Origin of the sequence: Leptolyngbya sp. FACHB-671 (genome assembly GCF_014695745.1) — a bacterium.
Lineage (GTDB): Bacteria > Cyanobacteriota > Cyanobacteriia > Elainellales > Elainellaceae > JAAUTN01.
Genome location: NZ_JACJOV010000094.1, coordinates 113,169 through 125,628, shown reverse-complemented (window position 1 = coordinate 125,628; position 12,460 = coordinate 113,169). Strand labels below are relative to the sequence as shown.

11 protein-coding genes are annotated in these 12,460 nt (G+C 47.4%); 6 read left to right on the top strand and 5 right to left on the bottom strand.

Going from position 1 to position 12,460, the window contains the following annotated elements; genetic code table 11:
• Nucleotides 1-365: 365 nt before the first annotated feature.
• The 4 genes from H6F93_RS12715 to H6F93_RS12700 all read right to left on the bottom strand — a co-directional run bounded on the left by H6F93_RS12715 (nucleotide 366) and on the right by H6F93_RS12700 (nucleotide 4,514).
• Nucleotides 366-1,049, bottom strand: a complete 684-nt coding sequence (locus tag H6F93_RS12715; protein ID WP_190643042.1) for a cation diffusion facilitator family transporter — start codon at nucleotides 1,047-1,049, stop codon at nucleotides 366-368.
• Between the two features lie 152 nt (nucleotides 1,050-1,201).
• Nucleotides 1,202-2,032 carry a tetratricopeptide repeat protein gene (locus H6F93_RS12710; RefSeq protein WP_190681181.1) on the bottom strand — a complete coding sequence of 277 codons (831 nt, stop codon included), beginning with the start codon at nucleotides 2,030-2,032 and terminating at the stop codon, nucleotides 1,202-1,204.
• A gap of 223 nt (nucleotides 2,033-2,255) precedes the next feature.
• Nucleotides 2,256-3,473 (bottom strand): acetamidase/formamidase family protein, encoded by a 1,218-nt coding sequence (locus H6F93_RS12705; RefSeq protein ID WP_190681179.1) that lies wholly within the window; start codon nucleotides 3,471-3,473, stop codon nucleotides 2,256-2,258.
• A gap of 603 nt (nucleotides 3,474-4,076) precedes the next feature.
• Nucleotides 4,077-4,514, bottom strand: a complete 438-nt coding sequence (locus H6F93_RS12700) for a hypothetical protein (RefSeq protein WP_199313670.1) — start codon at nucleotides 4,512-4,514, stop codon at nucleotides 4,077-4,079.
• Between the two features lie 580 nt (nucleotides 4,515-5,094).
• On the opposite strand from H6F93_RS12700, the gene H6F93_RS12695 reads away from it, so the two are divergent.
• The 3 genes from H6F93_RS12695 (at nucleotide 5,095) to H6F93_RS12685 (ending at nucleotide 7,717) form a co-directional block, all read left to right on the top strand.
• Nucleotides 5,095-6,993: an NACHT domain-containing protein gene (locus H6F93_RS12695; RefSeq protein WP_199313669.1), complete on the top strand. Its 1,899-nt coding sequence runs from the start codon at nucleotides 5,095-5,097 to the stop codon at nucleotides 6,991-6,993.
• Nucleotides 6,994-7,132: 139 nt separating this feature from the next.
• Nucleotides 7,133-7,468: a DUF6883 domain-containing protein gene (locus H6F93_RS12690; RefSeq protein ID WP_190681176.1), complete on the top strand. Its 336-nt coding sequence runs from the start codon at nucleotides 7,133-7,135 to the stop codon at nucleotides 7,466-7,468.
• Between the two features lie 12 nt (nucleotides 7,469-7,480).
• Nucleotides 7,481-7,717 carry a DUF4926 domain-containing protein gene (locus H6F93_RS12685; protein WP_190681173.1) on the top strand — a complete coding sequence of 79 codons (237 nt, stop codon included), beginning with the start codon at nucleotides 7,481-7,483 and terminating at the stop codon, nucleotides 7,715-7,717.
• Nucleotides 7,718-7,950: 233 nt separating this feature from the next.
• On the opposite strand, the gene H6F93_RS12680 is transcribed toward H6F93_RS12685, so the two are convergent.
• A complete protein-coding gene (locus tag H6F93_RS12680; RefSeq protein WP_199313668.1) occupies nucleotides 7,951-8,265 on the bottom strand; it encodes a hypothetical protein in 315 nt (104 codons plus the stop codon).
• A 1,140-nt stretch (nucleotides 8,266-9,405) separates the two neighbouring features.
• Here H6F93_RS12680 and H6F93_RS12675 point away from each other — a divergent pair.
• From H6F93_RS12675 to H6F93_RS12665, 3 genes are all read left to right on the top strand, one after another.
• Nucleotides 9,406-9,951, top strand: a complete 546-nt coding sequence (locus H6F93_RS12675) for an FHA domain-containing protein (RefSeq protein WP_190643046.1) — start codon at nucleotides 9,406-9,408, stop codon at nucleotides 9,949-9,951.
• A 340-nt stretch (nucleotides 9,952-10,291) separates the two neighbouring features.
• Nucleotides 10,292-11,302, top strand: coding sequence for a tryptophan--tRNA ligase (trpS, locus tag H6F93_RS12670; RefSeq protein WP_190643047.1), 1,011 nt, complete (start codon nucleotides 10,292-10,294; stop codon nucleotides 11,300-11,302).
• Between the two features lie 71 nt (nucleotides 11,303-11,373).
• On the top strand, nucleotides 11,374-12,318 hold the full coding sequence (locus H6F93_RS12665; protein WP_190643048.1) for a methylenetetrahydrofolate reductase: 945 nt from the start codon (nucleotides 11,374-11,376) through the stop codon (nucleotides 12,316-12,318).
• Nucleotides 12,319-12,460: the final 142 nt, after the last annotated feature.

Below are 12,460 nucleotides of genomic sequence, written 5' to 3'. Positions count from 1 at the left end.
AACCACTCTGTGATACTTGTTCAGACTCCGCTGGAGCGGAAACAAAGCGCACCGTCAGGCTGAGGTCTAATCTACGTACAGGCTTGGTTATCCCTAGGGGCGAATCAGAGTACTTCACTCCTGACAGGGTCTATCAGCAGTCTCGCTGATGCTGGCGCTTACATACAAGGGGCGTAGCATTCAGTAAAGGAATTGTGCTTCAGTGGCAGGGATTGTGACCAAATGCTTCGACCCTACCAACACCGCGACTCTACCCTACCAACACCGCGACTCTACAGACAGATTTGGTATAACTTCTCCTCGTTGCGAGGCAGAACTTGTAGGGGCTTGGCAGTGCCAAGCCCCTACTTTATACGTTGATTGCTTTAGAGGGAAGGTTGGCGCAGCGATCGAAGGCTTTCCCGAATTAGCGGCAATGCTCCAAGTGCAATCAGCCCAGCGGTAATCAGGCTAATCACTTCATCTGCCCAATCCCAGTGCAGCAGCCAGATTAACAGCGCTGCCAAAATCACGCCCACTGAGCTAACGGTATCTGCCAATACGTGCAGAAACGCACCTCGGATATTTAAATCAGCGTGGCTGTGGTTGTGCAACAGCGAAGCCGTGACCAGATTGAAGCCCAACCCAACGATCGCCGTCAGCAGCATCATTTCACTAATAATTGCGGGATGCTCACTCTGAAACCGAATGATCGCTTCCCAGGCAACCCAGACTGCCAACACCACCAGCCCAATTCCGTTTGCCAATGCAGCCAGTAGTTCTGCTCGTTGGGAGCCAAGCGTCATTTGCCGACTGGCAGCAAACCGGGCTAACCAGGTTGCCCCCAGAGACAGCGCCATCGCCAGACAGTCCGAGAACATGTGCCCCGAGTCAACCACCAACGCCAAACTGTGGCTCAACCAGCTCATGCCGTATTCTGCCAGGGCAAAGCCACCTGTTAGCAACAGCCCAAGTCCCAACAGCCGCAGTTTGTTGGATGGCGGTTGTGGAGTAGGGTCAGGCAACTTTCCCTGAAGCGGATCACACGTTGTACATTCACACCACTGCATAGCACCAAACCATTAATGATCCTGATCCCGATTGTCCAGACGCGATAAATTGCGTCTCTGCTCATATTTCCTTGAAAGACTTGATTAATCGCGTCTTTGCAGGATTGTGCGTCTTCCTCTGGAAAGACGTGATTCACCCCATCTCTCCAAGATTATGCACCATGAACGCCTTGTTGCCAGCATTGAACACCGCAGCCTGAATCAAGCGCCGCAATCATCTGATCGATAATACGCGCATCCAGGCTGTTTTGTCCTAGATGGGCGTGTTCAAGTTTCTCGATTTCTTCCTGATAGAGATCTCGTGCTATTTGAAGAGATTGCTTGGCATGGGGAACGTCATTCAGCCGAGCGTAGGTGATGCCCAAGTTCAAATGAGCATCTGCGTAGTCAGGCTGAAGGGCGATCGCTTGTTTCAAATTCTCAATCTCTCCCTGGCGATCGCCCCGTCGCCCTAGCGAAATTCCTAAGTCGTAGTAGGTCAGCGCAGTTGGCGCAACGGCAACAGAATGCTGGAGATATTCAATTCCCTCGTCGACACTGCCCAGCGTCACTAAGATGCTGCCTAGCCGATAAGCAGAAGCGGCATGGTCTGGATCTTGGGCAAGCGCTTCGCGATAGTGGGCGATCGCATCTTCTACCTGACTCAGTTGAAACTCAGCTCGTCCCAATTCATAAAGAACAGGAACCGCTTGGGGAGAGGCGATCGCTGCCTGCTCCAGGTAATTCAACGCTCCGATTAAGTCACCCTGCTGCCGCAATTGCATTGCCTGATGATAGGTTGCTGGCAATCCATTTCCAACAGGCAGATGGAGCTGCGACAGTGACGGAATTTGCAGAGGCGTAACCCAGATTCCAACACAAATCAGCGTGACCACAACCATCACCGCAGTTGCTACTGTCCCTGTTTTGAATAATGTCGATTTAATTCCGGCGATCGGGGACTCCAGAGCGGGAACGGTAAACGACGAAAAAGCCATTTTCATGAAGATCTCTCCTAACACATCAACTAACACCGACTTAAAAGTAGGTTGGGTGAAGCAAAGCGGAACCCAACACCCACATCGATTCCATTACGCCACCCCATCTTGAGCCTGATTCTGCTTAGCTCATAGGTTAAATGAATTAGCGCAAAGCCCAATGCCCGCATAGATTTCGCTTTGCTTCGCCCATCCTATGTATTCCTTTATTTCACAGTTCAAAGTTGCTCTATGGCTGCTCCGTTTGAACCATTCCCTGTAGCTCAGCAATCGGGGTGTAGTTGGTAAAAATCGACTTGGGCACCAGCGCGTGAACGCCCCGGTTGATATCCACCACCTGCGTGATGTTCAAATCCATTGCCAGGCTGGACAAAGAATAGGACTGCAAGCGAGTCAAACCCGTACTCTTGACCAACAAATCCACCATGTCACGAGTCGCAATCTTCATCGCCTTATCTACATTCGGGTCAAAGCCCATTGTCATGAAGTGAGTTGGCGTTTCAGCGATCGGACGAATCAAATCCAGATCTTTGTGGACGATAAATTGCACGGTCACGCTTCGCATTGCCGTTTCGGATGCAGTCAAGCCGACTTCACCATTGCCCTGATTGACGTGACCATCTCCGGTTGAGAACAGCGCCCCCGAATTAAACACCGGGACAAACAGAGAAGTGCCAGCCGTCAACTCTTTATTGTCCATGTTGCCGCCCCACAGGTCAGGCGGAACGCTGGAGACGCGGCGCAATCCATCTAATGTGTCAATCCGTTCGGGGCGAATTTCCCAGGCATCGCCTGCTTCTGGATTGCTGGCAGAAAAATCTGGAGGCGGCGCAATGCCCATGATTCCCATGAAAGGTTTAACGGGAAGGGTTACATTCTCAGCAAAACTGGTTGTCTCGTTCGCCAAATCTACATACAGGTGACTGATGGTGCCCTGCGGAAATTCTTCGGGCAAAAGCCCCAGGCTGCGATCGCCCGGAAACACGATCTGCCCCGCATAAATTGAAGGCACGACCTCTTTAACTTTGATCTCCAGCACATCACCCGGTTCAGCCCCTTCGACGTAAACCGGACCAGTGAGGGAGTGGGGTCCGATCAGCTTGCGTTCGTTTGCCAACGCATCGGCTGATGCCACCAATTCCTCAATCGATCGCCCTGGACGCGCCTCTTCTCCGACGTTGGGAAAGGTGGAGAAAGTCACCGTGTCGCCCGACTTTACCCGCAGCACAGGCGGCAAATCGACGCTAAAAAATCCTAGATGGGTCGTTTCTGGTGTTGCCAACAACACATAAGACGATTCGCCGCTGCCATTGGTGGGAACCGGGCCTTGAGCCAGGGATTTAATTCCCCAGGTTCCTACAATCAACAACGCACTCAGGCAAGCAAATCCGATTTGTTTGGAACGATTCCACCATTTCTGGCGAGTTCCTTTTCGCTGCACTTTCATCGCAAAGTCCTTTACAGGGAGACACAGGAGAACAAGTACACAAAGCCTGACCGAATGTCAGAATTCGTATCTTAAAATAGACAGCATTAATGCCTGGGTTAGATTCTTTTGGAGGAAACTCGAAAAACAGTAAATAACCTTCTGTAGGGATTTAGCGTATTCCCCGTAAGGGCGTAGCATTCGGACAAAAGTTTTTGGTTTGTACCGAAGTTTATCTACCGAATGCTACGCTCCTACAGCCTTTAGGCTAGAGACTGACCTTTTCAAACATTCCTCAAATTAATTGCTTTTAGATGTGGGTGAAATATGGGTTAAAGATAGATAGCTTAAACATTCACCTGATGAGCTAAAGCCCAACTTTTCGAATACTCAAGCTATCGGATTGTTAACCCTTTTACAAACCCAATCCATGCAAGATTTGCTATCAAGAAAAATATGAGCTTTTGAACATATATCCTTGAGTAGCAGCAATATTACGAGTACTCAAACGGATCATTCTGTATTTTGAAAAACAAAATTGTTTTCGAGATAAAGATGGTTTTCGCGCTTCTCTCAAAAACGATTACAGGTTATTTGCGTTTAATTTTGAAGGACCGTAGTCGCCTAAACGGCTTCAGAATCGATCGCCACTACTTTTGCTTTTCGCACAGGGCGCTTGCGATCGCTCTTGCGGGTGCCGCCCGCCATCTCATACTCAAGGCTGTTTTTGCCGTACTTAACCGCAACGCCCAAGAGCATGTGTTCAGATAAATTTCGCAGCGATCGCTCTACTTCTTCCACTTTGCTGTGGGCTGCATCGACCGCAGAAAGAGCCATATTGTAAGCTTCTAGCTTGTCTTGCATATCCTGAATCAACTCGCTGAAGGTTTCGAGAGTTAACCCATTACCCAAATCAAGAGAGAAACTAATTGATTTCAGTGCGGCGGCTCGACGCTCAGCTTTATCTAAAACAGTGGAACTGCGCTTTAAGCGTGGCATGATTAACACCCCGAATAGTTGGTTGACATTGCCAAGATAAGAGAGGCGATCGCCCTTTGACACTGGTGATTTACCCGAAAATTTCTGCTAATTTTGTCTCTCTCGCAAAAAATAACCGTAAAACTTCGGTCGTCACTTTTCTTGATCAAGGATGTAGCCTACTCAAATTCGATAAATGGGTTTGCAAATTCAACGAGTGGGTATAGAAATTCAACAAGCGGGTACACGAATTCAAGAAATGGGTTTGCAAATTTAATAAACAGGTTCGTGAATTCGATGGACGAGTATAAGAATTCACCGAGCGGATAGGCAAATTACTTCTTTTGCAATTGCGAACCGTTACTACTTGTCTGCATCAAGGATTTGAGGTAACTAGCCTTCTCCTAGAGCGATCGCTTATCCTAGAGTCAATTCCAACATTTTCTCTACTAGTATGGTTGATCCTTTAACAACGGTTGCTCTCACCGCCGCTGCCAACCAACTAGCATCGCTTGTCATAGAAACAGGCTGAAAGGGTGGAGGCAATCTGTTTAGTTGGATTGGCAAAGATATAGATGCAGGCATTCGACAGAGGATTTTTGATGCATCGCAGAAATACATTGAGAATTACAGAGAGCGGCACTGTTTATTAAAAGTATTAGGAATGCGAAAACCTGTAGATCTAGGGACTGTCTACACTACCATTCGTTTCTTAGATGATGCAGAGATTCGTCAGTTTGCCTCTATTGAGTCACTGGAGGCTGCTTATCGAGAAAAGCAGCAGCGGCATTCCCAAACTAAATCAGAGAGTGAACGCCAAGGGATGAAAGTTGCTAGTACTGAACAGTTTCTTATGGTGTTAGGTGGACCGGGTGCGGGTAAATCCACCTTTTTGCGCCGAATAGGTTTAGAAGCTTTAAAAGATAGGGATAGCAAGTTTCAACATCACTGTATTCCTGTATTGATTGAGCTAAAGCGTCTTACCTCTAATGAAATTGATTTAGTCAAGATTATTGTTGAAGAATTTCAAACCTGTGGTTTTCCAGATGCAAAGCGATTTACCTGCAAAGCTTTGGAACAAGGATGTTTGCTGGTTTTACTGGATGGGCTAGATGAAGTACCCATGAATAATTTGAACCAAGCAGTTGTTAAAATCCAGGATTTCGTCGATCGCTACGACCAAAACCGCTACATTGTCTCTTGTCGTACTGCTGCATACCACGGTGGGTTTTGCCGCTTTACGGATGTGGCAATGGCAGACTTTAATGATGCACAAATTCAACAGTTTATTCAGAACTGGTTTCAGACCGAAGAAGACCGCAAGGCAAAAACGTCTGAGAAATGCTGGAATGCTTTACAGAAGCCAGATAATCAGGGGAGCAAAGAGCTAGCCCACACACCGCTGTTGCTGACTTTTCTTTGTCTAGTCTATGACCGCTCTCAAAGTTTCCCTAACAATCGTAGTGTGTTATATCGAAAGGCATTGCGGATTTTATTAGAAGAATGGGCCGCAGAGAAACGCTTGGAGAATCAACAGAACATTTATGAAGGATTGAGTATTGAGCTGGAGGAAATTTTGCTCTCTGAGATTGCCTATCAAGGTTTTGAATCCGATCGCCTATTTTTTTCTCAGCGAGACGTTGTTGAAAGAATTAAAACCTTTCTAGCCAGCAATTTGAATGCTCCGAAGCATCTAGACGGTGAAGCAGTTTTGGATGCGATCGCAGTACAGCAGGGAATTTTAGTAAAACGGGCAGAAGATACCTATTCTTTCTCCCACCTGTCGCTACAAGAATATCTCACCGCACAATACCTCGATGACCATCGACAGATTGAGCTATTGGTTCAGCAGCATCTCACTGATGAACGCTGGCGAGAAGTCTTTCTATTAGTAGCCGGACTCATGCGGGGTGGAACAGACAATCTGATTCTATTAATGGATCAGCAAGCACAGGCTTATCTCAACACGCACAAGCTACAAGCCTTACTGCAATGGGCGGAGGAAGCAACAGAAGGTTCTGAAGAGAACTTTAATCCAGCAGCTAAACGAGCAGTAGCCATTTATCTCGCCTATGTCCTTGACCGCGCCCTTAACCGCGCCCTCGCTCCTACCCTCAGACTTGCCCAGTCCCTTGACCTTGACCTCGTCCGTTCCCTTGCTCTTGTCCGCAATCGTGCCCTTGTCCTCGCCCGTGACCATACTCTCGTTCTTGCTCTCGCCCTTGCCTACGAACTTAGAAAAATAAAAATCTTTAAATCTGTTAACTTCGCTGACTTAATTACCAGACTTGAAGTACTTAGAGTTCAAGTGCTAGATGATAATCTGCCTTATGAAGTGCGACGAGCCTTTGACGACCAAACCTTGCAACTTTGGCTTGAGGCACTACATCTTGGTCCAGAAGTAGCAAAGCTTTCTGAAGATGAAGTATACGCTCTGAATGATTACTTTTATACCAATGAGCTAATCGTTCGATGCAAGGATGCCGCCGTGCGTGCGTCACCGGGAATTTGGGCAGAAATTGAGGAAAGGATGGTGACGGCAAGGATAAGGGATGAGGGATGAAGGGGGCGATCGCTCCTCCTGATAATTTGTGGAAATTAGTAGGCGATCGCTAGATCTCTGCTAGCCTCAAAAACATTCTCGACCATTGCTTGAGCAATAGAATTTATCAGTTGACGTAGCCCTGAAGGGTGCGAAGTGAATGAGATTACCAAATGGCGATCGGGCAGAGCTAGGCGATAAGCTCGAACGATACTCACTAAATTTGCAGCATCCTAAAGGGAAAGACAAAGCCATAATGTTTAGAAATAAACTAGGAATTACTTCAGAGAACAAAGAAGTTCTGGAAGCTGCTTTACTAACTTCAGCCATTCGAGATGAAGCAGTAATCTATAAACTAGATCAGTATGGCACCCACTACGACGTTAAGTTCTCAATGGTGACGGAGGCTGGCTCATCTTTAGTGTTGGCGTGTTGGATTGTACAAACAGGTGAAAACTTTCCTAGGTTGACAAACGTTTATCCTGTAGATAGGTGAGGGAAAGTAATAATGATTAAAGAATATGACGTAGTTGCCTTAACGGACGAAATTCAAGCCATTCACAAAGAAACGAAGCAATCAATTCTACTTAAACGGGGGCAGGTTGGTACTGTGCTTACAAGCTTCAAAAATCAGGCTTATTTAATTGATTTTTCTGATGCTGAAGGCAAAACATATGCGATGGAGACAGTTCCTTCAGACAGCTTGATGGTGCTTGTATACGAACCATCACTTGTGAATGTTTGATAGCAGTCAGATTGGTGCGATGGGCAGGGCGATCGCTTCTCCAAATGAGTCGTAGACAGTATTGGGCAATGTGAAGACGCAATTCATTGCCTCCCCCCAGAACTGCATAGGGCGTAGCATTCGGGCAAAAGTCTCTAGTTGGTTTCCAGGGTTTATCTGCCGAATGCTGCGCCCCTACAGCGGATACTTGCTACCGCTCAAACATCCTCTATCTCACTGAAGAGAATCAAACCTTACTCTACTACATCCCCGATCGCCACATAGCGCAGCAAAATTCTCAACACTTCACCGGGGTTAAGCGTGATCGTGGTTTCGGCGTTGGGGAGGGCGATCGTCGGACTCCATAGCCCTGCTTCGGCGTAGTGCAAGTTGTGGAGCTGGTGAATCGTGTGTTGCATCAGCGTGGGTGAGCCAATTAGCAAATGTCGAATGGGTTCACGACAGGGCTGCCCAGCCGCAGTAGGTTGCAGTCGTGGTGCAACGGATAAGGGAATGGGTTGTAGCGTCCCAGTGAACGCTACTGGCTGGGTAATTAAGTTGGAATGCATAGGGTTTTCCTTGAAATAAACAACGGCAGGAAAACCCAAAAATTCAGCCGCCCCGATGCGTTTCCATTGCAAGCTGGGGCGGCTGAAAATAGGGATAAAATACCTTCAGCCCCCAGACTGCTGTGACAGTCGAAAGGGTTAGCTATCGGGAGTTGCTGCAACAACTTTCGATAGCGCGACTAAATTTTTGGGTCTGCAACTGACAAGAACTCGCTCTGTCAAAGTCGCATTGCAGAATTAAATCTTATCTCCGGGTATTTAGTCAATCTTCATCGCATAAAAACTGTAAACAACGAAGCTAACCCGTGAAGGTCAAGTGATCATCCTTGAAGCTTGACGAGAGACTCATCATAGGAGACAGGGTAGAAATTGCTGGCGATCGCCATAGCAAACAGAATTCTCTTAAAGCAAAAAAAGACTTTTTCAGAAACCACTTTAGATGGCGTATCAGGCTACCTCAAATATCAAGCAAGTTCTCAAAGCTTAGAAGGCATAGAAAATATGATCTGTAAAGCCATTAAAGAGTAGTAGAAAGATTACAGTTGAAGTTGAGATCCTTTCTCACAATTCTTCAGATTTTTTATACGAGATTGAGCTATTTACTAATACGTATTCTCTCGTTTTATCCTTAAGAGATTTTATTCAAAGCAGCTTTAAGAAAATCCAAAGATATAGAATATCTGTAAAGTTTCGATGAACTTGCTACAGGTTAGGATTGCCAAACCCCGTGATTCTGGCATTTAATGCTCCATAGCTTGTGCATCAGTGCAACTACAGAGAAGACTAAATCACTCAATTAACGATCCAGATACGAAGTAGAAATTGCTCATATTATGGCGATCGCAAATTGATTGACGCTTAGGATTTAAAGCTTTGTCTTAGACTTGCAGCCATCTCATTATCCTGAGCAGTGACTTATCAAAGGTGTGTTTTAAGGTCTATTTTTCAACCAATTCATACTTAAAAATATCAAATAAATACTTTTAACCAATCAAACTGCATCTTTTATTTCAGGGGAGAATTTCTTGCATAGTTGATCACACTAGATAGGGGGCAATTTAGTTTGTAAGAGTTTTACAGATAAGTCGTGAAATTCGATGATTCTCTTCAACTCAAATTGAGCAGAATTGGCTAGCAAACATGTCACCTTTGCAATCTTCTGTCGTGTCTAATCCTTGTCCTCTCCTTTTTTTAGAGCAAAATCCGTCGCTGTCCGACTCTCTTTGTGCAGACTGCGACTTCAATATTGACCAAGTTGCGACGCTAATTAGACCCGTTTTACAGGCTCAACAACGCTGTCAGCTATCCTCTTGCTACATTCAGGCAGTCGCCATCGGGCGAACGTCTTTTCTGATCACCAACTTGATGCAGTCTGAAATTAGCCACAACACGGCGATCGCTTCTAGCTGGCTAATCGGCAGAAGTTTAACCTGTGCGATTACAGTTCAAGACCCTTCTGCGTCTCGCTGTCATGCCGTGATAAGCCACCACCGCAATGAAGGATTTAGCATTACTGACATTGGCAGCAGCAACGGCACCCTGGTCAATCGACGGCGCATTCCGGTGATGGAGCGGCGATCGCTTCAAGACGGTGACCTGATTCAAATTGGTAGCCTGAAGATTGAATTTTTTGTGACAACTCGCAGTCAACCTGCTGTCAATGCTGGTGAAGCAACCTATTATTAAGTGGTATTTTTAGAACACCATAGATATCAGTAGATATCAATTAGATATCAATTAGATATCAGTCCTACAATTTAGTTGTCATACCGTTTCTACATGAAGCTGCATATTTTGGATCGTGCCCCGCTCCAAAATATGCAGCCTTAAAGGGAACTTAAAGAGAATTGGTATCAGAAATTAGTTGTCAGACGAGCGGGTTGTGAGAGGCGCATCTCAGGGGGTGCGCCTCTCACAACCCACTTAGAATTGCTACATATCCAGTTGAGTTTGCAGCGTGGGTAGTGATAGAAAAGTAAGGGCTTGATCAATTAGCATGCTCCTCAGCCGGATTCACTTTATACCTATGGGCAAACAGCGCGTTCTTTCTGGAATTCAACCCACTGGCGATCTCCATTTGGGGAATTACCTTGGCGCAATTCGCAACTGGGTAGAGATCCAGCGCGACTACGACAGTTTTTTGTTCATGGCTGATCTGCACGCCATGACCGTCCCTCACGATCCGGCAGCTTTAGCTGAAAGCACCTACAAAGTGGCAGCAACCTACTTAGCCTGTGGGATTGACTTGGACTGCGCCACGATTTTTGTGCAGTCACATGTCCCTGCTCACACCGAATTGTCATGGCTGCTGACCTGCATCACGCCGCTAAACTGGCTCTACGACATGGTGCAGTATCGTGAGAAAGCGATCAAACAAGGCGAAAATGTAGGGGCAGGGCTGCTGTGCTATCCGGTACTGCAAGCGGCAGACATTTTGCTCTACGAGCCAGACAAGGTGCCCGTCGGTGAAGACCAAAAGCAACACCTAGAACTAACGCGAGACATTGCGGCGAGACTCAACTATCAGTTTGGTAAGGAAAACCAGCCGATTCTAAAATTGCCCGATCCGATGATTCGTAAGGAAGGGGCACGGGTAATGAGTCTGACAGACGGCACCCGGAAGATGTCAAAGTCTGACCCGTCGGAGCTAAGCCGGATTAACCTGCTAGATTCGCCAGAGGAAATTCAGCACAAAATTAAGCGCTGCAAAACTGACCCCATTCGCGGGCTGACCTTTGATGATCCAGAGCGTCCCGAGTGCAACAATCTACTGACGCTTTACACGATTCTTTCCAACCAAACAAAGGAAGCCGTCGCAGAAGAGTGCCGGGAAATGGGCTGGGGGCAGTTCAAACCGCTGTTGACTGAGACAGCGATCGCCGCCCTAAAGCCGATTCAGGACAAATATCATGCAATCATGGCAGATAAGGGGTATCTGGAGTCGGTATTGCGTCAGGGGCGAGAACAGGCAGAGGCGATCGCCAATGTCACCCTGGCAAAAGTCAAGTCTGCTCTGGGCTACTCTACCCCCTTGTAGGCGACCGACTTTAGCGTAAAACTACAAATCTTCACCTCTCTCCCCTGCTCCCTACCCCTCTGACTGCCGCAATGTCCGATTGCCCACACCCTAACCCCCAATCCTCAACCCCTAGCTCTCGACTTCGCACTGCTGCTCAAGCCAAAGAATTTCTGATTACGGCTGAGGTGATGCCGCCCAAGGGGGGAAATCCGGCACACATGATTGAGATGGCCAAGCTACTACGCGATCGCGTTCATGCCGTCAATATCACCGATGGTAGTCGGGCAGTTTTGCGAATGTCGTCGCTGGCTTCGTCGGTGGTTTTACTCCAGCAGGGGATTGAGCCAGTTTGTCAGATGGCCTGCCGCGATCGCAACTGCATTGCCCTTCAAGCAGATCTGATGGGCGCACAGGCTCTCGGTATTCGCAACGTTTTGGCGCTGACGGGCGACCCGATCAAAGCGGGCGATCACCCCACGGCAAAAGGTGTGTTTGACTTGGAATCGGTGCGTTTGTTGAAGCTGATTGATAAGCTCAACCAGGGATTGGATTTTAATGAGAAACCGCTGCCTGATGGCGCGACGGAGCTGTTTGCAGGAGCGGCGATCGACCCTCAGTGTGGCAGTTGGTCAGGGCTACAGCGGCGGTTTGAGCGCAAGCTAGAGTCAGGGGCACAGTTTTTCCAGAGCCAGTTGATTTCAGATTTCGATCGCCTGGAAAAGTTTATGGATCAGGTTGCAGTGAGCTGCAACAAACCAGTTTTAGCGGGCATTTTCCTGCTGAAATCAGCCAAGAATGCTCGATTTATCAACCGCAACGTACCAGGCGTACAGATTCCCGACGCAGTTATTGATCGATTGGAGCGAGCGACTGATCCGCTGCAAGAAGGTGTGGCGATCGCCGCAGAGCAAGTAAAGCTTGCTCGTCAGCTTTGTCAAGGCGTCCACATGATGGCCGTCAAACGCGAAGATTTGATTCCACAAATTCTAGATCTGGCAGGAATTGCTCCACTAGCGGTGAAAGCGAACGGGTAACAGTGGTCAGCGAGTTGGGCGATCGAGTGCAATCATTCGCTTCAGCAAATCTCCAATCGTCAATGGATGAAAGCCTGCCGCGATTGTTTTGCTTATTGTCCTATGACAGCCACAACGAAGCCAATTAGAGATTTGCCCATTA

Excerpts from the sequence above, each read along its gene's own strand:
- trpS (WP_190643047.1), top strand. The coding sequence starts at position 10,292 with ATGGGCAAACAGCGCGTTCTTTCTGGAATTCAACCCACTGGCGATCTC.
- H6F93_RS12715 (WP_190643042.1), bottom strand. The coding sequence starts at position 1,049 with ATGCAGTGGTGTGAATGTACAACGTGTGATCCGCTTCAGGGAAAGTTG.
- H6F93_RS12695 (WP_199313669.1), top strand. The coding sequence starts at position 5,095 with ATGCGAAAACCTGTAGATCTAGGGACTGTCTACACTACCATTCGTTTC.
- H6F93_RS12680 (WP_199313668.1), bottom strand. The coding sequence starts at position 8,265 with ATGCATTCCAACTTAATTACCCAGCCAGTAGCGTTCACTGGGACGCTA.
- H6F93_RS12665 (WP_190643048.1), top strand. The coding sequence starts at position 11,374 with ATGTCCGATTGCCCACACCCTAACCCCCAATCCTCAACCCCTAGCTCT.
- H6F93_RS12705 (WP_190681179.1), bottom strand. The coding sequence starts at position 3,473 with ATGAAAGTGCAGCGAAAAGGAACTCGCCAGAAATGGTGGAATCGTTCC.
- H6F93_RS12685 (WP_190681173.1), top strand. The coding sequence starts at position 7,481 with ATGATTAAAGAATATGACGTAGTTGCCTTAACGGACGAAATTCAAGCC.
- H6F93_RS12690 (WP_190681176.1), top strand. The coding sequence starts at position 7,133 with ATGAGATTACCAAATGGCGATCGGGCAGAGCTAGGCGATAAGCTCGAA.
- H6F93_RS12710 (WP_190681181.1), bottom strand. The coding sequence starts at position 2,032 with ATGAAAATGGCTTTTTCGTCGTTTACCGTTCCCGCTCTGGAGTCCCCG.
- H6F93_RS12675 (WP_190643046.1), top strand. The coding sequence starts at position 9,406 with ATGTCACCTTTGCAATCTTCTGTCGTGTCTAATCCTTGTCCTCTCCTT.